This window comes from Frateuria sp., assembly GCF_035695185.1.
GTDB lineage: Bacteria > Pseudomonadota > Gammaproteobacteria > Xanthomonadales > Rhodanobacteraceae > Frateuria_A.
The window spans coordinates 1-20,293 of sequence record NZ_DASSES010000069.1; the positions used below are offsets into that span (position 1 = coordinate 1).

The window sequence follows — 20,293 nt, forward strand, 5'->3', positions numbered from 1 at the left end:
GATCACCATGACGCTGTATTTCGTGATCTTCGGCAAGCTGATCGGCAGCCGCATCGGCACGATCCAGGGCGGCTTCAGCTACATGCAGTACATCGTGCCGGGACTGGTGATGATGAGCATCATCACCAACAGCTACGGCAACATCTCCAGCTCGTTCTTCGGCGCCAAGTTCAGCCGCGCGGTGGAGGAGATGCTGGTCTCGCCGATGCCCAACTGGGTAATCCTTCTCGGCTACGTCACCGGCGCGGTGACGCGCGGACTGGTGGTCGGCGCGCTGGTGCTGATGATCGCGCTGATCTTCACCTCGCTGCACATCGCGCACCCGCTGGTCACCTTCTTCTCGGTGCTGCTGGGCGCGACGATCTTCTCGCTGGCCGGCTTCGTCAACGCGGTCTACGCCAAGAAGTTCGACGACATCGCGCTCGTGCCGACCTTCGTGCTGACCCCGCTGACCTACCTCGGCGGCGTGTTCTATTCGGTCAACATGCTGGGCGAGCCGTGGCAGGCGATCTCGCGCGCCAACCCGATCCTGTACATGGTCAACGCGTTCCGCTTCGGCGTGCTCGGCATCAGCGACGTGGACATCCGGGTGGCCTTCGTGGTGATGCTGGGTTTCGTGGCGGGACTGTCGGTAGTGGCCCTGCAGCTGCTCAAGCGCGGCGTCGGCCTGCGTTCCTGAGCCCCCGGGCGCGGCCCACGCCGCCGCAGTGAGGGCGGCTGCGCCGCGTTGACCCGCCGCGGCGTAGAGTGGAGGCATCGGGGTTCCGGCGGAGGTCGGGCCATGGTGCGCTGGCGGCGATGGGCTGCGATGGTCTGCCTGGCGGCGGCCTGGCCGGGGTGCGCCGTGGAACCGGCGCCGCGGAACCGGGCACCGCCGATGGTGGCGCAGCTGACGCTGGCCGGACCGATCGGCCCCGCCGCCGCCGAGTACGTGGATGACGCCATGCGGCGGGCCGGCGCCGACGGGGCGGCGGCGATCGTGCTGCGGCTGGACACCCCCGGCGGCCTGGCCGAGGCGATGCGCCAGATCATCGCCCGCATGCTCGCGAGCAAGGTCCCCGTGCTGGTGTTCGTCGCCCCGGCCGGTGCGCGGGCGGCCTCGGCGGGCACCTACATCCTCTACGCGGGCCAGGTCGCGGCGATGGCGCCGGCCACGCATGTGGGCGCCGCCACCCCGGTGCAGCTCGGCGGACACACCACGCTGCCGCCCCCGGGCCCCGGCGCGGCCGGCTCGACGCAACGGCCGGCGGCGGCGGAGCAGGACGCCGAGGCGGCCAAGGTCACGAACGACGCGATCGCCTACCTGCGTGCGCTGGCTCAGCTGCGCGGGCGCAACGCCGCATGGCCCGAACAGGCGGTCCGCGGCGCAGCCACGCTCACCGCCGCCGAGGCGGCACGGCGGCAGGTGATCGACTTCGTCGCCGCCGACGTGGCGGATCTTCTGGCCAGGTCCGACGGCCGCGAGGTGCGGGTGGGCGACCGGCGCGTCACGCTGCACCTGCGCGGCGCCACGGTGCGGGACTATCCGCCGGGTGCGCGCACCCGCTTCCTCGGCGTCATCACCGAGCCGACCGTCGCATACCTGCTGCTGCTCGCCGGCATCTACGGGCTGGTACTGGAAGCCCTGCATCCCGGCACATTGCTGCCCGGCATCGCCGGCGGCATCTGCCTGCTGGTCGGCCTCTACGCGTTGCAGCTGCTGCCGGTGAACTACGCCGGGCTGGCGCTGATGGCGCTTGGCCTGGGCCTGCTCGCGGCCGAGGCGATCAACCCCACGATCGGTGCGCTCGGCGCCGGCGGGCTGGTCGCCTTCGTCATCGGCTCGGTGATGCTGATGAACGAGGCGGTACCCGGCTACGGCGTGAACCTGGGCGTGATCGCCGGCATCGCGCTGGCCGCGGGCCTGTCGCTGGCGGCCCTGGCCTGGCTGGTGCTGCGCTCGCGGCGGCCGTCGCGGCGCCTCGGCGATCCGGCCATGACGGCGGAGTTGGCGGTACTGCTGGAACCGCTCGATGTCGCGGGCGAGGGCTGGGCACTGGCGCGCGGCGAGCGCTGGCGCGTGCGTTGCGATGCCCCCCTGCCGGCCGGCGCGATGGTGCGCGTGGTACGGCGCGAAGGCTTGCTGCTCTGGGTCGAACCGGCCTGACGCGCGTCACGCGTCAGGCCCCCATCCACGGAGGACGCCATGTTCGGATTCATCGGTGTGTTGGTGGTGCTCGCGGTGCTGCTGCTGTTCGCCTCGGTCAAGGTCCTGCCCGAATACCAGCGCGGGGTGGTGCTCACGCTGGGGCGCTACACCGACACCAAAGGCCCCGGGCTGGTGCTGCTGGTGCCGGTGGTGCAGCGGATGTTCCGCGTGGATCTGCGCACCACGGTGCTGGACGTGCCGCCGCAGGATGTGATCTCGCGCGACAACGTGTCGGTACGGGTCAACGCGGTGGTGTATTTCCGCGTGGTGGAGCCGGACAAGTCGGTGCTGCAGGTGGAGAACTTCCTGCAGGCGACCAGCCAGCTGGCGCAGACGCGGCTGCGCTCGGTGCTCGGCCAGCACGAGCTGGACGAGATCCTGTCGCAACGCGAGTCGATCAACCAGACGCTGCAGGTGATCCTCGACCTTGCAACCGATCCGTGGGGCATCAAGGTGGCCACGGTCGAGATCAAGGACGTCGACCTCAATGAGACGATGGTGCGCGCGATCGCCCGCCAGGCCGAGGCCGAGCGCGAGCGGCGCGCCAAGGTGATCCACGCCGAAGGCGAGCTGCAGGCGGCGGAGAAGCTGCGCGACGCGGCGGCGATGCTGGCGCAGCAGCCGCAGGCATTGCAGCTGCGCTACCTGCAGACGCTGGCGGACATGGCCACCGGCGGCAAGTCCTCCACCGTGGTCTTCCCGCTGCCACTCGACCTGGTCCGGCCGCTGCTCGACGCGCGGCCGGCCGGGCCCGGCGACTGAGGGCGGCGGGGCCGCCGACGCCGGCCTCGCCGCCGTACGCCGCTAGAGCCGGTACAGCAGGCCCAGCGACCACAGCCGCCGCGGTTCCAGCTGCAGCCCGTTCACCCGCTGCCAGACCGGCAACTGGACGAACGCGTAGACGTCCAGCCGGCGACTGAGCTTCACTCCCAGGCCCGGGCTGATGTAGGCATAGGTGGCGCCGCTGTTGGGCCGGTCGGCCTCGCTGCCGCTTTCGCGCCGCTCGCTGTGCAGGTTGATCTGCAGCTGCGGGGTGAAGCGCCCCGCATTCAGGTAGCGCAGACCGAAGTTGGCGTTTATCGAATTGCCGGGGCGGAAGCCGCCACGCGCGTTCAGCGGCACCTCCACCATCGCCTGCGCGAAATAGCCGACCGACTGGCCCAGGAAACCGAACTTGTAGGCACCGAGCAACGCATCGGTGGTGCCGGTGCCCAACTGCAGGCCGCGGTCGAGCAGCTCGCCGGCCTGCGGGCCGGCGGCGAAGGTCTGGCGGAAGCGCCCGGTCGCCAGCTTCAGGCCGAACTGAAGGCCGAGCCCCGCGTCCGGACTCAGTCCCTGGTAGCGCGCCACCACGCGCAGGTCACCGATGCCCTTGGCGTCGGAGGTCGACACCGCGGTGTCGCCCTCGGCGATCGTCTGGTGGTAGCGGCTCTCGTAGGGCAGCTGGAACGACAGGCCCCAGTAGCGGGACAGGTTGTAGTCGGCATTGAGCAGGGTGTTGCGGTTGATCGTCTTGACCTGCACCTCCTCGTCGGCGGGGAACGAGAACGCGCCCAGGCCGACCCGGTCGGTGCCGTGGTAGAGCTGGGACTGGTCGAAGTAGTCCTGGCGCAGGCCCAGATGCCAGCCGCGGGTGGTCGCGTAGCCCTGGCTGGACCAGTCCGAATTGAGCGAGCAGCCGCAGGTGGAACAGGCACTGGCGATGGCCGGAGCCACGCCCAGCGCGGCGATCGTCAGCAGCAGCGGGGTCCGCGCAAGGCGCCGGCGAGGGAAGGTGAAACGGGGAGTTGCTTGCATGGGAAACCATCCTGGCGTCGGCCGGCGCGCTCGGCGCGCCCGCCGTTGAAAGGGAATCGGCAGCCAGCGACGAGCGGGGGCATCGCCCGCGCGGTCGTCAGCCTTGCCGGTGGTGCGCGACGAAAGCCCGGCGCGCGGCGGTCAGACGGGCAGGTCGCCCGGCGGCCCCCGGGGCGCGGCGGCCAGCACCGGGCGCCCGGTCTGGCGCGGCGCGGGAAGCGCGCCGCCCGAGCGGGCCGGCGGCAGCGGCGACAGGACCGGCAGGCTGGCCACGCCGAGCAGCACGGGCATGTGCCCGAGCAGGTCGCAGTAACCGCAACGTGTGGTCGTCGGCGCGCCGGGCGGATCATGGCGGCCGCCGTGGTGGTCGAGCGCGGCCATGCCGGTCATGCCCATGGGCGCGACCGGCACGGGCAACAGACGCGAAATCACCGGCATGGCGACGGTCAGGGCGATGGCAAGCATCCCCAGCCAACCGATCCACCGATGCGTGTGCGAGCGTCTCATCCTCAGCCCATGAAGTCAGGAGCGTCCAGCGCGGTGCGCATGGTCCCATGCGTGCCTGCCACCACCGATGTGGCACGGTGCCACGCCCCGCTCAGTCCTCGTGCGGCGCGCCCAGCGGGGTGCCGATGCGGAAACGGCACACATGACCACCACGCACGATGCATTCCATGTGGTGAATGCGCCGTCCACTGGCTGCCTCCATGTAGGCCAGGTCGAACCGGCAGACCTGCGGGACGCTGCGCGCGAGCGCATGGAAGACGCAGTTGAAGGCCTCGACCTGCTGCTCCGGGCCATGCCGCGCAGCCACCGCTTCGTAGCCCAGCTGGTCCAGCCGTTCCGCCAGCCACCGGGCGACCTCGTCGGCCGGTGCCTGCGGCGAGGGCGCCACTTCCTGGCGGCCAAGTTCGGCGCCGAGCTGGCGCAGGAGTTCCTCCAGTTCGGCGCTCCCGTAGCGCTCGCGCAGCTGCGACAGCAGCGCGCTGCCCAGCAAGCCGTAGTTGCGCGGGAACAGCGCGCGCCCCGCCTCGGTCAGGCGAAAGCGCGCCAGTGGCCGGCCGCCGCTGGGCCGCGCCTGCCCGCGCTCGATGTAGTCGCGCGCGAGCAGGGCGCCGAGGTGCTGGCGCACGGCGTTGTGGCTGATGTGCAGGCGCTCGCACAGCTGTTCGACCGAGCAACCCTCCGGCGCCATCAGCAACTGGCGCAGCAGGCGCTGCTGGGTGGTCCCGAGCCGGGCGAGCGTGCTCATGCTCAGGCGGCCCTGGCCGGGAACTGCCGGGCGATCGCCGACGCCAGCGCGTCGGAAAGCGTGTCCATGTGCGCCTGCATGGCCTGCCAGGTGGACTGCTCGCCCCACGTGTCGCCGCCCATGATCTGCTGGATCTGCGTGGCATGGTGGGCCACATGGGTGGCCAGCAGGCCCCGCAGCGCGTGCTCTGGCAGGTTGGGGTTGGCGGCGGCCAGGAACCGGGCGATCTCGCCGGCATTGGACTGCAGGGTGGCCAGGGCCTTGTGCGCGGCAGCATCATCGTTGGCGGCACGCGCATCGGTCAGTGCCTTGACGGCGCCCCAGTGGCCGGCAAGCAGCTCGAGCATGCGCGCGCCGGCCGGCTTGCCGTAGAAGCCGCCGACCGCGCCGGCGATCTGCCTGGCATTGGCGGCCACCGCAGCGGCCGCGGCCGTGGCCCGGGCGGTGTCGCCGGCGTGCACGGCGAGCGCGTAGTCGCGCGTGTGGACGACGTGACCGTGCCAGAGCGCGCGCAGGGCGGCGTCGAGCCGGGGCGCGGCGGGCACGGCGGACATCGGGGTGTCCGCCGGCGCGGCGCTCACGGGGACCGCCGCGGCGAAGGCGGCGGCGAGGATGCAGGCGTACAGGCAGTGGGCAGGTTTCATGGTGGGGTTCTCCAGAAGGCCGTCGCGGGTGCGACGGCGGCAGTCTGGGCGGACCGGGCCTACGCGCAAGGGATATATGTGTAAAGCCTATGCCATCTGGCCTGGTCGCGCCGCGCCCGGGCTCCGGCGTGCGCCGGCATGGGCGCACGCCGCGGCACGGCGCTGCCGGCAGTGTGTCGCGGCGGTAAGGTAGGCCTTTTCCCGCGGACCCCTGCCCATGCCCTTCCGTCACCGCCTGCTGCTTTCCACCCTGCTCCCCTTCGCCACCGCCGGCATGGCCGCCGAGCTGCCGGCCCAGCCGGTCGAGCACCCCGAACTGCATGTCCTGGCCAGTGCCCCCAGCGAGGCGGAGTTGCGCGCCACGATCACCGCGCTGGTCGGCTTCGGTACGCGCCACACCCTGTCCGATACCCGCTCGGACACGCGCGGCATCGGTGCGGCGCGGCGCTGGGTGAAGGCACGCTTCGAACGGATCAGCCGCGATTGCGGCGGCTGCCTGGAGATCGTCACGCCGTCGCAGACGTTCACCGGCGAGCGCGCGCCCAAGCCGGTCGAGGTGATGGACGTGGTGGCGATCAAGCGCGGCAGCAGCGACCCGGACCGCGTGGTCGTGATGACCGGGCACTTGGACTCCCGCGTCACCGACATCATGGATGCCACCCACGACGCCCCCGGCGCCAACGACGACGCCTCCGGGGTGGCCGCGCTGATCGAGGCGGCGCGGCTGCTGTCGAAGCAGGACAACCGCGCCACCCTGGTGTTCGCCGCGCTGTCCGGCGAGGAGCAGGGCCTGTACGGCGGCAAGGTCTTGGCCGACTACGCGGTCGCGCACGGCTGGCGCGTGGAGGCCGACCTCAACAACGACATCGTCGGCAACAGCCGCGGCCAGAACGGCGTGCGCGACAACACCGTGGTGCGCGTGTTCTCCGAAGGCACCAAGAGCAACGAGACGCTCAAGCAGGCGGCCTATCGCCGCTACCACGGCGGCGAGGTCGATTCGCCCTCGCGCAACCTGGCGCGCTACATGGACCGCCTGGCCGATACCTACCTGCCCGATTTCGACGTGCACATGGTCTATCGCACCGACCGCTTCGGGCGCGGCGGCGACCAGGTGCCGTTCCTGCAGGCCGGCTTCCCGGCGGTGCGCGTGAGCGAGGGCCACGAGGACTACACGCGCCAGCACCAGGACCTGCGCCCCGGCTACGGCGACACCATCGACGGCATCGACTTCCGTTATCTAGCCCGCGTCACCGCGCTGAACACCGTCACCATGGCCACGCTCAGCCGCGCGCCGGCGCCGCCGAGCGGCGTGGAGACCGAGGGCGCGCTCGCCACGGACACCACGGTGAGCTGGCACAAGGTGCCCGGCGCCGCCGGCTACCGCGTGCACTGGCGTGACACCACGGCGTCGCAGTGGCAGCACGCGCGCGCGGTGGGCGACGTCGACCATGCGGTGCTGAAGGACGTGGTGATCGACGACCTGTTCTTCGGTGTGTCCGCGGTGTCGGCCGACGGCTACGCCAGCCCGGTGGTGTTTCCGGGCGACGCGGGCAGCTTCGAGCGCTCGCCGCCGGTGGACGAGCGGCACTGACCCGGTGCCGCCGCGGGGAGGGCGCGGCGCCCTCCCCGACCGGACCGGGCGCGCTGCGGGCGTGCCTCAGCCGCGCCCGTAGGCATCCTCGAAGCGCACGATGTCGTCTTCGCCGAGGTAGCTGCCGGACTGCACCTCGATCAGCTCCAGCGGCAGCCGCCCGGGATTTTCCAGCCGGTGCTTCACGCCCAGCGGGATGTAGGTGCTCTGGTTCTCCGAGAGCGTGAGCACCTCCTCGCCGCGGGTGATCCGGCCGGTGCCGCTGACCACCACCCAGTGCTCGGCGCGGTGGTGGTGCATCTGCAGGCTGAGCGACGCTCCCGGCTTGACGGTGATGCGCTTGACCTGGAAGCGCTCGCCGACGTCGATCGAGTCGTAGCTGCCCCACGGGCGGTACACCTTGCGGTGGCTGGCCGGCTCGCCGCGGCCTTCGGCCTTGAGCCGGGCGACGATGCCCTTGACGTCCTGCACGCGGTCCTTGTGCGCGACCAGCACCGCATCGGCGGTGTCCACCACCACGACGTCCTCCAGCCCGAGCAGGGCGAGCAGCCGGCCCTCGCCCCAGGCCAGGGTGTTGCGGCAGTCCTGTGCCACGACGTCGCCGTGGTGGGCGTTGCCGTTGCCATCCTGCTCGGCCACTTCCCAGAGCGCAGACCAGCTGCCGACGTCGTTCCAGCCGACGTCGACCGGGAGCACCGCGGCCGCATCGGTATGCTCCATCACCGCGTAATCGATCGAATCGGACGGACAGGCGGCGAAGGCGGCCTTGTCCAGGCGCACGAAGTCGGCATCGCGCGAGGCGCCCTCGATCGCATCGCGGCAGGCGGCGAGCATGGCCGGTTGCTGGCGTGCCAGCTCGGCCAGGAAAACGGACGCACGGAACAGGAACATGCCGCTGTTCCAGAAGTACTCGCCCGAGGCGACGTACTGCTGCGCCGTGGCGGCGTCCGGCTTTTCCACGAACTGCGCCACCTGGCGCACGCCCTCGCCGATCCCGGCGCCGGCGCGGATGTAGCCGTAGCCGGTCTCCGGCCCGTCCGGCACGATTCCGAAGGTGACCAGCCGCCCCTGCGCCGCGGCCGGCTCGGCACGGCGCACGGCCGCCTGGAACGCGGCCGCGTCGCGGATCACATGGTCCGAAGGCAGCACCAGCAGCAGCGGATCGGCACCCTCGCGCCTGGCCTGCAGCGCGGCCACCGCGATGGCCGGCGCGGTGTTGCGTCCGACCGGCTCCAGCAGGATCGCCGAAGGCACGCAGCCGGCCTGGCGCAATTGCTCGGCGACCATGAAGCGGTGCTCCTCGTTGGCCACCACCAGCGGCGCGGCCGAGGCCAGCGGCGCAATGCGCAGCCAGGTCGCCTGCAGCATGGTGTCCGTGCCGGCCAGCGGCAGGAACTGCTTCGGATACGACTCGCGCGACAGCGGCCACAGGCGCGTCCCCGAGCCGCCAGAAAGAATCACCGGAACCATCCACTTCTCCATCGAGCCTGCCCCACCAGGCGGCAGGCGTAGCCTGGCCAGGCGCGCCTCGCTTCTCAGTGCAGAGGGCGACGCCGCCGAGGACCTCATCGTGCATTGTAGTTGCGGGTGCGGCGCCTACGCAGGCACCCCCGCGCCCTGCAGGAACCGAGCGCACATCTGCCCGATCCCTTCGCGCAAGGGCATGCAGGGCGCCCAGCCCATGCCGTTGAGCCGCACACCTTCGGGCATGGGACGCGGGGGCGGGGTGGTGCGCGCGGGGTGCACCAGCCGCCCCCGGTAGCCAACCGCCTCGGCCGCGATCCGTGCCAGGTCCGCGAAGGCGACTTCCTCCTCGCCATCGACATTGACCGGCACGTCGCTGCTGTAGCGACGCATCAGGAACAGGGCCGCATCGGCGAAATCGTCCACCTGCAGCCAGGCCCGCGCCGGCACCGCCTCGACCGCCAGCTCCGGCAAGCCCTCCGCCTGCGCCTCGTGCAGGCGCCGAAGCAGCGCCGGCAACGCACCGGCCCGGGCACCGGGACCGTCACCCGACCCGTAGAGCTCGGCCGGCACCACCCCGATCGCATCGAAACGGTACTGTCGCCGGTAGGCCTGGCACATGCGGATGCCGGCGAGCTGCGCGAGCACGTCCCCGTTCTGGCCGGGCGCGATCGCCGCGGCCAGCAGCGCGCCCTCGCGCAGCGGGGGCAGTGCCCCCGCGGGGTGGATGCTCGAGGATGCCAGGAAGCACAGCTTGCGCACGCCCGACCGCCACGCCGCATGGATCACGTTTGCCTGCACCGCCAGGCTGCGGCGGGTCGACTCGCCCTGGCCGACCTCGCCGGCGGCGCCTTCGCGTGCCGCGGTGAGGAACACGTAGTCGGGCCGATGGCGCTGGAAGAACGCGTCCACCGACGCCGCCCGGGCCAGGTCCACCTCGTCGGGCCCGAGCCAGCGGATATGGTCGAAACCGGCAGCCCACAGGCGGCGCATGACCGCGCCGCCGACCCAGCCGCATTGCCCGGTCACGAGAATACGTGCATCCAGGTCCATGGCCCCACCCCTTGAAGTTGATGCCCGCCTGCCGGGTCCAGGGGCGCCCGGGGCAGCGGCCAGTCCCTATTCTGCACCCGCCGCGCCTGCGCAGGGCAGCCGGAGCGCGCGGGACCTTCCAAGCCTAAAGATGCTGCTGCCAGGCAGCGACGCCCGCTTCGATCAGCCGATAGGCGCGTTCGAAGGCGTCGCGGTCCTTGCGGTAGGGATCGGGAACCTCGCGGTCGCCCTGCCACTTGCCGAGCAGGAAGGCGCGGCCCACCGCATGCGGCGAGTACCTGGCGAGGCTGGCCAGGTGGGCCCGCTGCATCACCAGGATGAGGTCGGCCGCGAGGATCGCGTCCCCGTCGAGCTGCCTCGCGCGGTGCGCGGAGGCGTCGATGCCGTGCTCGGCCAGCAGGGCGCCCGCCAGCGGGTCGATCGGCTTGCCCTCGAGCGCGGCCAGCCCGGCCGAACCGACCGTGGTGGCGCGCCCGCGCAGCCGGTCGCGCAGCAGGTATTCCGCCGTCGGGCTGCGGCAGATGTTGCCGATGCAAACGATCAGAACCTTGTCGAACACGGCCTCTGCGATCCGGCGGCGAAGGGAAGCGCGTCGCGCCCGGGCGCGACGCGCCCCCAAGGGTAGCCGCAACGGCGGCTAGTCGGCGACGTCGGCGACCAGGCGGTCCAGTTCCGCCTTCAGGCTGGCGCCGTTGACGCGCAGCCAATCGCGCTGCTCGCGCCAGTTCGGGAACAAGGTGGCGACCAGCGCCCAGAAGCGCGGCGCGTGGCTGCGCACCTTGAGGTGGCACAGCTCGTGCGCCAGCACGTAACGCAGCGCGGCCGGCGGGGCCAGCGCCAGCGCCAGGTCGAGATTGATGCGGTCACGCGTGTCCAGGCTGCCCCACAGGCTCTTCATCGGCCGGATGCGCAGCGAGGTCGGCGCCAGGCCCAGTTGCGGGACGTAGCCGGCCATCCAGCGCGAGACGTCGCGGCGCATCTGCGCCTCGAAGTGCGAGGCGAGCAGGCCGCGCGCGACCGGCAGGGCGCGGGAGTGTGGCCGCGGAATCACCAGGGTCAGGCCGCCGTCGAACGATTCCACCTTCGGATAGGGGCCCTCGGCCCAGTCCAGCAGGGCGATCTCGCCGCGCAACGGGAATTCGGTCGCGTGCCCGACGCGCAGCGCCGGCAGCGGCTTGACGATCAGGTTGAGCTCATCGAGCTTCTTCTCGAGCCAGTCGGCGTGGCTGCGCAGGAAGGCGCTGACCTGGGAGGGATGGGTGCCGTTGGGATAGGACACCCGGGCGCCCTTCGGGGTGACCGTCAGACGCAGGCGCCGTGCGCGTGGATGCGCGGCCTTGAGCACGCGGATGGTGCTGCCGCTTGCCGTCGCCAGTTCCAGCCAGTCGCCTTGGAGTTCTGCTGCCATGATCCCGAGCCCGTGGGTAGAGCATAACCTTGCAACGGGGGGTGTGAGGAAAGGGTTGGAGGGCGCCGGGCGGCGGTTCCGGGCGGTCGTTCACGTGGCGTTGACGGTTCGCCCTCGTTCCTTCTCCCCCAGGGAGAAGGTGACCCGAAGGGTCGGATGAGGGGCCGGGGCTCGCGGGGGATTCCCTGGAAAAGCCTGGTTCTGGATCGAGTCCCCCGCCAGGGCAGCCCCTCGCTCCAGCCCTCCCCCCCGGTGGGGAGAGGGAACACAAGTGTCAGGCGTCCTTGGGGCGCGGCAGGCCGAACCACTCTTCCAGCTTGCCCAGCAGGCGCTCCAGCTCCAGCGTGAACAGGGCGAAGCGGGCGTCGAGCTCGGCGGCGGCGTCGGGGGCGCTGTCGGCCAGTTCGTCGGTCACCACGTCCAGCAGCTTGAGCTTGCGCAGCACCAGATCTTCGCCAAGCACGAAGCTCAGGCGGTCATCGAAGACCAGCCCGAGCTGGAACACCTGCTTGCCGTTGCGCAGGTGCTCCTTGATCTCCTCGCTCTCCAGGTCCTGCCGGCGGCAGCGGGCGATCGCGCCGGTGTTGCTGCCCGGGTCGCGCAGCTCGACCTCGTCGCCGAGGGTGAGGCCTGCCGGCAGCGTGCCGTTGGCGAGCCAGTCGGTCATCAGCACGCGCGGACCCTCCTCCGGCGCCAGCGGCACCGCGGGGAAGCTGCCGAGGGCCTCGCGGATCTGGGTCAGCGCGTTCTCGGCCGACTTGCGGCTGGAAGTGTCCAGCACCAGCCAGCCGTGCTGGCGGTCGACGTAGGCGGACATGCGCGAGCTGCGCACGAAGGCGCGCGGCAGCAGCTCGTTGAGCAGGTCCTCCTTCATGCGTTTGCGCTCGCGCCCGCCGACCTTGCGGCCTTCCTCTTCGGCGATCTTCTGCACGCGGCGGTGCAGTTCGTCGTTGACCACGGCGGCCGGCAGCAGCTTGTCCTCGCCGCCGACGGAAACCCAGGTGCAGTGCTTGACCGCGTGGGTGAGCGCGGCTTCCTCGCCGCGGCCGATCGGCGGCACGAAGCCCTTGGTGAACAACTCGAGCGGACCGCATGGGCGCAGGCGGTGCTCGCCGAGTGCTTCGTCCAGGCGGGAGAGGTCTTCGGCGACGGCGGGGGAGAAGCGGAACAGGGTCAGATTGCGGAAGAACATGCGGGATCCGGTTGGGGGTTTCGCGCTGAAGGGGCTGCCCTTCGACTTCGGCCCTGCGGGCCTACGCTCAGGGCGAACGGTTATTTTGTGGCCCTTCGACTTCAGCCATGCGGGCTTACGCTCAGGGCGAACGGATATTTTCCAGGCCCTTCGACTTGGGCTCCGTGGGCGTGTGCTCAGGGCGAACGGTGGAATGGAAACCGTTCGCCCTGAGCGTAGCGCAGCGAAGTCGAAGGGCCTTGCGGGGTTCCAGAGACTAGCGGCTCACCGCCGCCACGGCCTCCGCCACGTAGTCGAGGTTGCCGCGGTTGAGCGCCGCCACGCAGATGCGGCCGGTGGAAAGCGCGTAGATGCCGTACTCCTCGCGCAGGCGGTCGACCTGTGCGCGGGACAGGCCCGAGTAGGAGAACATCCCGGCCTGCTGCTGGATGAAGCCGAACTGCGGCGCGCCGTGGGCGGCCAGCTTCTCGACCATGCCGGCGCGCATCGCATGGATGCGCTCGCGCATGCTCGCCAGCTCCGCCTCCCACATCGCGCGCAGCTCGGGGCTGCCGAGCACACCGGCGACCAGCGCGCCCCCGTGGGTGGCGGGGCTGGAGTAGTTGGCGCGGATGGTCTGCTTGATCTTCGCGCGCAGCCGCGCGGCCTCGTCACGGTCGGCGCCGACCATCGACAGCGCGCCCACCCGCTCGCCGTACAGCGAGAACGACTTCGAGTAGGAGCTGGCGACCACGAACGCCTCGATGCCGGAGGCGGCGAACAGCCGGATCGCGGTAGCGTCGGCGTCGATGCCTTCGTCGAAGCCCTGGTAGGCGATGTCGATGAACGGCAGCAGGCCGCGCGCCTTGACCAGGTCGACCACCTGCTGCCACTGCTGTGCGTCGAGGTCCACGCCGGTGGGGTTGTGGCAGCAGGCGTGCAGCAGCACCACGGTGCCGGGCTCGAGCTTGCCCAGGTCCTCCAGCATGCCGGCGAAGTCCAGGCCATGCGTCGCGGCGTCGTAGTAGCGGTAGTCGACGATTTCGAAGCCGGCGTTGCCGAACACCACGCGATGGTTCTCCCAGCTCGGGCTGCTGATCGCGATGCGCGCGGTCGGCAGCACCTTCTTGAGCAGATCCGCGCCCACGCGCAGCGCACCGCTGCCGCCGATGGTCTGCGCCGTCGCCACGCGGCCGGCCTCCAGCAGCGGCGCATCGTCGCCGAACAGCAGCTCCTGGGTCAGCAGGTCGTAGGACGCCAGGCCGTCGATCGGCAGGTAGCCGCGCGACTTGGCCTGCGCCGCGAGCGATTGCTCGACTTCCCGCACCGCGCGCAGCAGCGGGATATGGCCTTGCTCGTCGACATAGATGCCCACGCCAAGATTGACCTTGTGCGGGCGCTGGTCGGCCAGGTAGGCCTCGGTAAGGCCGAGGATCGGATCGCCCGGGGCCATTTCAACGGAAGCAAAAAGGGACACTGGAAGACTCGCGTTGGAAAGTGGACAGGAAAATGGACATCAGGCGTCGTCGTCGACCGGAGCCGCGCTCGACGCCGCGCCGGCCAGCCAGCCGTGCGCGTCGGCGCGACCGGCACCGTCGCGCGCGCCCAGCGCGGCGAAATCGAACAGGTGGCGGTCGGCCAGCTGCGAAGGCGCGACGTTGCCCAGTGCGCGGAAGATGGTCTCGCAGCGGCCGGGATGGTGGTTGTCCCACTCCTCGAGCATGCGGCCGATCGCCTTGCGCTGCAGGTTCTCCTGCGAGCCGCACAGGTTGCACGGGATGATCGGGAAGCTGCGCTCGCGCGCGTACTCGGCAATGTCCGTTTCGCGGCAGTACGCCAGCGGCCGGATCACCACGTGGCGGCCATCGTCCGAGAGCAGCTTGGGCGGCATCGCCTTGAGGCTCGCGCCATGGAACAGGTTGAGGAAGAACGTGGCCAGGATGTCGTCGCGGTGGTGGCCCAGCGCGATGCGCGTGATGCCGTTTTCCGCCGCCCAGCGGTACAGCGCGCCGCGCCGCAGCCGCGAGCACAGGCTGCACATGGTCCTGCCCTCGGGGATCACGCGGGTGACCGTGCTGTAGGTGTCCTGCTCGATGATGTGGAACGGCACGCCGCGCCCGGCAAGGTAGTCCGGCAGTACGTGGGTGGGAAAGCCGGGCTGCTTCTGGTCCAGGTTCACCGCGATCAGGTCGAAGCGCACCGGCGCCCTGGCCTTGAGCGACAGCAGCAGGTCCAGCAGCGTGTAGGAATCCTTGCCGCCGGACAGGCAGACCATGACGCGGTCGCCGTCCTCGATCATCTGGAAATCGGCGATCGCCTGGCCGACCTGGTGGCGCAGCCGCTTGGCCAGCCGCACGGCCTCGTGGGCCCGCTTGCGGTCGGCACGGAGGTCGGAAAGAACGGTGGGCATGGGCGCCATTGTACCCTGCCCGCCGGCATCGCCCGGCGGCGTTACACTGTGGGCCCCTTCCGCCCACCCCGTCGCGTCCGCCATGCAGGTCCAGGATCCCATCCAGATCGCCCGCCGCCTGGCCGAGTTGCGCCAGGAGCACCGCGACCTGGACGCGGCGATCAGCCACATGGCCACCCATCCGGCCCGGGACGAACTGCAGCTGACGCGACTGAAGAAGCGCAAGCTGCTGCTCAAGGACGCCATCACGCGGCTGGAGAGCAAGATGATCCCCGACCTGGACGCCTGATGCCGACATCCGCCGTGCTGGAGGACGCGCATGTCGTCCTCGAACCGCTCAGCAGCGAGCACGTCGCCGCGCTGGAAGCCGCCGCGGCCGATGGCGAGCTGTGGCGCCTGTGGTTCACCTCGGTGCCGGCGCCGGGCGACATGACTGCCTACGTGGAGAAGGCGCTGGCCGGGCAGCGCGAGGGCCGCATGCTGCCCTTCGCGATCCGCGAGCGCAGCACCGGCGAACTGGTCGGCACGACGCGCTTCTACGACATCGTCGAGGACCCTCGACGCATGGCCATTGGCTACACCTGGTACGCCAGGCGGTGGCAGAAGAGCCATCTCAACACGGCCTGCAAGAGGCTGCTGCTGGCGCACGCGTTCGAGCGGCAGGGATGCGTGGCGGTCGAGTTCCACACCGACGGGCGCAACCTCGATTCGCAGCGGGCGATCGAGCGGCTGGGCGCGCAGCGCGAGGGCGTGCTGCGCGCGCACAAGCGGCGGCCGGACGGCAGCCTGCGCGACACGGTGTGTTATTCGATCCTCGATCGCGAGTGGCCGGACGTGAAGCGCTGGCTGGAACTGCGGCTGGCGCGGCTGGCTTCGTCCAGCTGACGGGACTCCGCTTCGCCCGAAGTCGTTCGCAAGCCTTGTCCCCTCACCCCAATCCTCTCTCCGGAGGGGAGAGGGAGCTGGGCTGCGCGAAGCCCTCCGACTTGGCCCCGGAGGGGAGAAAGAGCCGGGTCGCGCAAAGCCTCCGCCTTGGCCCCCTCCGGGGAGAGGGTTGGGGTGAGGGGTCGGGGCTCGCCCGGGACGTCCTAGCGCGCCCCGCGTGGATGCACTTCGACGGTCGCGGTCATTCCCGCCGCCAGCACCGTCCCCGGCGGCAGGCGGGAGGTGTCGATCGCGATGCGCACCGGCACGCGCTGCGCCAGCCGCACCCAGTTGAAGGTCGGATTGACGTCCGCCAGCAGGTCGCCGCCGGCGGGGTTGTCGCGATCGGTGATGCCGTGCGCGATGCCGGTGATGGTGCCGTCCAGGTGCACGCCGCCGGCCATCAGGCGCACGTCGACCGGATCGCCCACGCGCAGTTGGGGCAGCTTGGTTTCCTCGAAGTAGCCGTACAGGTAGTAGCTGTGCGCATCGATCAGCGCCAGCCGCGGCGTGCCGGTGGCGGCGTAGTCGCCGACCCGCACGGCGAGATTGGTGACGTAGCCGTCGACCGGCGCACGCACTTCGGTGCGCTGCAGGTCCAGCTGCGCACGGTCGAGCGCCACCTGCGCCTGCTCGACCGCAGCCGCGGCCTGCTCGCGCGCGGCGTTGGCCTGGTGGCCGCCGGCCCGGGCCTGCTGCCAGCTCGCGCGGGCCGCGCTGGCGGTGGCGGCGGCGTCGGTGCGCGCTTCCTTCGATATCACGTCGCCGATCTGCTGGCGCCGCTGCGCCTGTTCGGCGTACATGCGGTACTCGGCCTGCCGCGCCTGGGCACTGGCCAGTGCCGCGGCGATGTTGGCGCCGGCGGCACGCGCGCCGGCCTCGGCCGCGGCCAGGTTGGCCTGGGCCTGCGCCACCGCGTTGCGGAAGCGCGCCTGGTCGATCACGAACAGCAGCTCGCCCTTGTGCACGTACTGGTTGTCGGCCACCGCCACCCGGCCGACCAGCCCGGACACGTCCGGCGCCACCCGCACCACGTCGGCCCGCACGCGGCCGTCGCGTGTCCACGGCGCGTACAGGTAGTGCTTCCACAGCGCGTGGCCGAGCAGCACGGCGAGCACCACCACGGCGGCGGTGATCAGGAATCGAAGCAACGAGGCAGCTTTCATGGGGGGTTTCAGGAGAAGCGGGGGTCAGCGGATCAGCAGCAGTCCGGCGGCGCCGAACAGACAGACGAACAGGGCGAAGCGGAACAGCGAGGGATGCCACAGGTGCCGGTACAGGCCTGCCCGGCCGATGGCCAGGTCCAGCAGCACCATCACCGCGAAGCTCAGCAGGAAGACCGGCAGCAGGCCGGGCATCAGCACGCCGTAGAACTCGATTTCAGGCGGCATGGGCGGTCTCCGGCGCGGGCATGTAGGAGGCCAGGGGGGATTCCTCGTCGCGCAGCGCGCTGCGCAGCTGGTAGAGGTGCCGGCGCACGGCGGCGCCGCGCGGCGCGGCGTAGATCGCCGCCAGCACGGACGCATCGGCAGCCTGCCAGCGCGCCGCATCGGGCGCGCGATAGAGCGCGGCCACCGCATCCAGTGCGGCCACGGCGGCGACGCGCGCGGCGGCGGGCAGCTCGTTGCCGCTCAGGTCCTGGCGCAGTTCGATCACGGCACGACCGCTCTCCTGCACCGCCAGCGACCAGGCCAGCAGGTGCCGGGATTCGTCGCTGTCCGGCCGGGTGTGTGCCACCACCTGCTGCAGCAGGTCGCGGCTGACGCTCTCGAAGCGCCAGGCCAGCCCCTGCAGCGGCGCGCTCGCCGCCAGCGTGACCTGTTCGCGCAACAGGCGAAGCTGCCGCCGGCGCTGCCACCGCGTGCCGGTGACCCCGGGCATCACCATGAAGGCGACACCGGACAGGCCCAGCCCCGCGATCTGCGCGATGGCGTCATTGAGGAAATGCACCGGGTCGTAGACCATCGGATTCTTCAACGCCAGGATGTAGACGAAGCCGAGCGTGTAGCCGGCGCCGACGCCGGGCAGCGTGTCGCGCGTGGCCAGGTAGGGCCCGATCAGCAGCAGCCCCGCGGTGGCGCAGATCAGCATCGCGAAGCCCTCGCTCCCGGGCAGCAGCGCGAACACCGCCAGGAAGCCGGCGGCCATCCCGCCGGCGTAGCCGTACAGCGTGCGCGTGGCCGCGGCGACGGGGTTGGGCGAGGCGGCCAGCAAGCCGGCGAAGATCGTCGCCAGCAGCATCGCGCTACCGCCGAAGGCCCAGCCGCTGGCCAGCCAGAAGGCCGCCAGTACCAGCATGGTGAGGAAGGTGCGCAGTACCGCCACCGCGGCACCGGCGCGGTCGTTGCCGCGGCGGAAGTGCACGCGCTCGACGCTGCCGCGCAGGCTGCCGGCACGCAGCGAGGCCTCCACCGAAGTGAAGTCGGCCAGTTCATCGGCGAAGCGCTGGACCAGCGAGGCGCCGGTGTCGAATTCCAGCTGCGCTGCCGGTTCGGCGAAGCGCTCGCGCAGCGCCGCGATCTGGGCCGGCAACGCCTCGACGCAGGTACGCAGGCAACGGGTCAGCCGCGCCGGATCGTGCTGCTCCGCTGGCGGCAGCGACAGCGCCTCGCCGATCGGCCGATACGCCTCGATCAACGCCTGCGCCACCGTCTCGCGGCCACGCCGCTGCAGCCGGTTGATCAGGTGGTGCAGCGACTGGAAGCTGGTCGCCGCGGCCATGTAGCGCTGGTTGAGCAGGCGCATGCGCGCGCTGCGGGTGCGCACTTCCGGATCCTCGAAGATCACCGAGGCGCGCAGGTCTTCCAGGTGCACGGCGGCACGCACGGACACCAGGTGCGCCTGCTCCATCCGCGCGCGCGGCAGCGCGCCGCCGGCGCTCTCGCGCACGAAGTCGATGAACTGCGCGAATTGGCTGCGTGCGCTCTGCCGCAGCACCACGCGCAACCGCTGCGGCAGCAGCAGGTCGCTGGCCACCGCGGCGACCAGGATGCCCAGCCATACCTCGCTCACGCGCATCACCGCCGAGTCGAAGCTGTGCAGGGGGTTGCCCACCGCCGGCAGCGTGACGATGGCGGCGGTATACCCGGCCAGCACGAAGCCGTAGGCCATGAAGTTGCGGTACAGCGTGGCGCCGCCCGCGCACAGTGCCAGCCACGCCGAAAGCGTGAGGAAGAACAGCTCGCGCTGCTGCGGGAACCACGCGATCAGCGCCAGCCCGAACAGGCTGCCGGCGAGCGTACCCAGTGCGCGGTAGAAACTCTTGGCCAGCACCATGCCGCTGTGCGGGTGCATCACCACCGCCACGGTGATCATGCTGGTCGAGGGCTGCTCCAGTTTGAGCCACATCGCCAGCCACGCGGCCGCGTACATCGCCAGCAACGACTTGGCGACGAACAGCCAGGCGCGCGACTCCTCGGCGAGGAACGCGCGCAGCCAGGGCCAGCGCGGCGACATGGCGGTTGAGGGGACGGACATGGTTTCGGGTGGACCCTCAGGCGCGGCGGTCGAAGCCGTCGAGGAATTTCTTCAGCAGGCGCTCCAGCTCGGCCTGTTCGGGCGCGGCCAGTCCCCTGGTCTGCTCGTCCAGCAGCGCGCAGATCGAGGGAAGCAGGCGCTCGATCAGGGCCAGGCCGGCGGGCGTGAGACTCAGGACCAGCTTGCGGCGATCGTCCTCGCTGGCGGCGCGTTCGATCAGGCCCTTCTCGCACAGCTCGTTGGTAAGGCGCGTGATGTTGGCCGCCTTCTCGCCGGCCGCCTCGGCCAGCTGCGAGGGGTTCAGCCCGTCGCCGTCGGTGCCGTACAGCATCATCAGCAGGTTGTATTGCGGATGGTTGAGGCCGAACGGTTTGAGCGCGGCATTGGCTTCGTCATGGACGCGCTTGTGCAGGTGCTTGACCAGCCGCACGAGCACGGCCGACCCGCGCGGGAACGCGGGATGGCGCCGGCGGGTGACGGCGAGGCGTTTTTCGGTGGGGAGGAAGCTGCTCATGGGGACGTTACCTGCTTCGGCTATAGTATATTTATGTATTAAATAGCGCAACGGCCCGGGCCTCCGGAAGCCACCGCCCTTCCCTGCCATTGGGGCGCGGAGCCGAGGCTCGCCTCGACGCCCGCCATGGGTGATCGAGGAGCAAGGGCGCATCCGGGCTTCGACCGGCCTTGCCGCAAGCCTTGCCCCCTCGCCCCGGCCCTCTCTGCGCAGGGCAGGGGGCGCAAGGGCAGCAGAGCGAAAGGCTGTAGCATTGCCGCCCATGAGCGAGCAGCCCCGCACCACCCACTTCGGTTTCCGCGACGTACCGGTCACCGAGAAGCAGAAGCTCGTCGGCCAGGTATTCACCTCGGTCGCGCGCAGCTACGACCTGATGAACGACCTGATGTCGTTCGGCGTG

At 71.0% G+C, this 20,293-nt stretch carries 22 protein-coding genes; 7 read left to right on the top strand and 15 right to left on the bottom strand.

The features are described 5' to 3' along the window. From VFH59_RS04880 to VFH59_RS04890, 3 genes are all read left to right on the top strand, one after another. A partial coding sequence (locus VFH59_RS04880; RefSeq protein WP_325163761.1) for an ABC transporter permease occupies positions 1-679 on the top strand: 679 nt, incomplete at its 5' end. 198 nt (positions 680-877) lie between these two features. Further along, positions 878-2,146, top strand: a complete 1,269-nt coding sequence (locus VFH59_RS04885) for an NfeD family protein (protein ID WP_325163762.1) — start codon at positions 878-880, stop codon at positions 2,144-2,146. Positions 2,147-2,185: 39 nt separating this feature from the next. Next, entirely contained in the window at positions 2,186-2,950 is a 765-nt protein-coding gene (locus VFH59_RS04890; protein ID WP_325163763.1) for a slipin family protein, read from the top strand. A 42-nt stretch (positions 2,951-2,992) separates the two neighbouring features. On the opposite strand, the gene VFH59_RS04895 is transcribed toward VFH59_RS04890, so the two are convergent. From VFH59_RS04895 to VFH59_RS04910, 4 genes are all read right to left on the bottom strand, one after another. Beyond that, positions 2,993-3,985, bottom strand: coding sequence for a hypothetical protein (locus VFH59_RS04895; RefSeq protein ID WP_325163764.1), 993 nt, complete (start codon positions 3,983-3,985; stop codon positions 2,993-2,995). 141 nt (positions 3,986-4,126) lie between these two features. Then, the gene (locus tag VFH59_RS04900) at positions 4,127-4,492 is read right to left on the bottom strand and encodes a DUF2946 domain-containing protein (protein ID WP_325163765.1); all 366 of its coding nucleotides are present in this window, start codon (positions 4,490-4,492) and stop codon (positions 4,127-4,129) included. Between the two features lie 91 nt (positions 4,493-4,583). Further along, a complete protein-coding gene (locus VFH59_RS04905; protein WP_325163766.1) occupies positions 4,584-5,237 on the bottom strand; it encodes a helix-turn-helix transcriptional regulator in 654 nt (217 codons plus the stop codon). 2 nt (positions 5,238-5,239) lie between these two features. Continuing rightward, the gene (locus VFH59_RS04910) at positions 5,240-5,881 is read right to left on the bottom strand and encodes a hypothetical protein (RefSeq protein ID WP_325163767.1); all 642 of its coding nucleotides are present in this window, start codon (positions 5,879-5,881) and stop codon (positions 5,240-5,242) included. 217 nt (positions 5,882-6,098) lie between these two features. Between VFH59_RS04910 and VFH59_RS04915 the strand changes: the two genes are divergently transcribed. After that, complete coding sequence (locus VFH59_RS04915; RefSeq protein ID WP_325163768.1) at positions 6,099-7,472, top strand: M28 family metallopeptidase; 1,374 nt, start codon at positions 6,099-6,101, stop codon at positions 7,470-7,472. 66 nt (positions 7,473-7,538) lie between these two features. Here the strand turns inward: VFH59_RS04915 and VFH59_RS04920 are convergent, their stop codons facing one another. The 7 genes from VFH59_RS04920 to ttcA form a co-directional block, all read right to left on the bottom strand. Continuing rightward, positions 7,539-8,942, bottom strand: a complete 1,404-nt coding sequence (locus VFH59_RS04920) for a mannose-1-phosphate guanylyltransferase/mannose-6-phosphate isomerase (protein ID WP_325163769.1) — start codon at positions 8,940-8,942, stop codon at positions 7,539-7,541. 126 nt (positions 8,943-9,068) lie between these two features. After that, a complete protein-coding gene (locus VFH59_RS04925; RefSeq protein ID WP_325163770.1) occupies positions 9,069-9,989 on the bottom strand; it encodes an NAD-dependent epimerase/dehydratase family protein in 921 nt (306 codons plus the stop codon). Positions 9,990-10,113: 124 nt separating this feature from the next. Further along, positions 10,114-10,548, bottom strand: a complete 435-nt coding sequence (locus VFH59_RS04930; RefSeq protein WP_325163771.1) for a low molecular weight protein-tyrosine-phosphatase — start codon at positions 10,546-10,548, stop codon at positions 10,114-10,116. Positions 10,549-10,626: 78 nt separating this feature from the next. After that, a complete protein-coding gene (locus VFH59_RS04935; protein ID WP_325163772.1) occupies positions 10,627-11,397 on the bottom strand; it encodes a M48 family metallopeptidase in 771 nt (256 codons plus the stop codon). Between the two features lie 274 nt (positions 11,398-11,671). Then, a complete protein-coding gene (locus tag VFH59_RS04940) occupies positions 11,672-12,589 on the bottom strand; it encodes a recombination-associated protein RdgC (protein ID WP_325163773.1) in 918 nt (305 codons plus the stop codon). A gap of 256 nt (positions 12,590-12,845) precedes the next feature. After that, positions 12,846-14,045, bottom strand: a complete 1,200-nt coding sequence (locus VFH59_RS04945) for an amino acid aminotransferase (protein ID WP_325163774.1) — start codon at positions 14,043-14,045, stop codon at positions 12,846-12,848. A gap of 39 nt (positions 14,046-14,084) precedes the next feature. After that, entirely contained in the window at positions 14,085-14,978 is an 894-nt protein-coding gene (gene ttcA / locus VFH59_RS04950; RefSeq protein ID WP_325163775.1) for a tRNA 2-thiocytidine(32) synthetase TtcA, read from the bottom strand. A gap of 82 nt (positions 14,979-15,060) precedes the next feature. Between ttcA and VFH59_RS04955 the strand changes: the two genes are divergently transcribed. Both VFH59_RS04955 and VFH59_RS04960 read left to right on the top strand, forming a co-directional pair. Continuing rightward, a complete protein-coding gene (locus VFH59_RS04955) occupies positions 15,061-15,267 on the top strand; it encodes a YdcH family protein (RefSeq protein ID WP_325163776.1) in 207 nt (68 codons plus the stop codon). After that, a complete protein-coding gene (locus VFH59_RS04960) occupies positions 15,267-15,863 on the top strand; it encodes a GNAT family protein (RefSeq protein WP_325163777.1) in 597 nt (198 codons plus the stop codon). Before VFH59_RS04955 ends, VFH59_RS04960 begins: the two co-directional genes overlap by 1 nt. Positions 15,864-16,066: 203 nt before the next feature. Here the strand turns inward: VFH59_RS04960 and VFH59_RS04965 are convergent, their stop codons facing one another. The 4 genes from VFH59_RS04965 to VFH59_RS04980 are packed head-to-tail and all read right to left on the bottom strand — an operon-like array spanning position 16,067 to position 19,893. Further along, positions 16,067-17,068, bottom strand: coding sequence for an HlyD family secretion protein (locus VFH59_RS04965; protein WP_325163778.1), 1,002 nt, complete (start codon positions 17,066-17,068; stop codon positions 16,067-16,069). Between the two features lie 24 nt (positions 17,069-17,092). Continuing rightward, on the bottom strand, positions 17,093-17,293 hold the full coding sequence (locus VFH59_RS04970) for a DUF1656 domain-containing protein (RefSeq protein WP_325163779.1): 201 nt from the start codon (positions 17,291-17,293) through the stop codon (positions 17,093-17,095). Beyond that, positions 17,283-19,379 carry an FUSC family protein gene (locus VFH59_RS04975; RefSeq protein ID WP_325163780.1) on the bottom strand — a complete coding sequence of 699 codons (2,097 nt, stop codon included), beginning with the start codon at positions 19,377-19,379 and terminating at the stop codon, positions 17,283-17,285. The genes VFH59_RS04970 and VFH59_RS04975 overlap by 11 nt, the downstream gene beginning before the upstream one ends. 16 nt (positions 19,380-19,395) lie before the next feature. Then, positions 19,396-19,893: a MarR family winged helix-turn-helix transcriptional regulator gene (locus VFH59_RS04980; protein WP_325163781.1), complete on the bottom strand. Its 498-nt coding sequence runs from the start codon at positions 19,891-19,893 to the stop codon at positions 19,396-19,398. Positions 19,894-20,155: 262 nt separating this feature from the next. Here VFH59_RS04980 and VFH59_RS04985 point away from each other — a divergent pair. Then, positions 20,156-20,293: class I SAM-dependent methyltransferase (locus VFH59_RS04985; RefSeq protein WP_325163782.1), on the top strand; the 138-nt coding region annotated here is incomplete at its 3' end.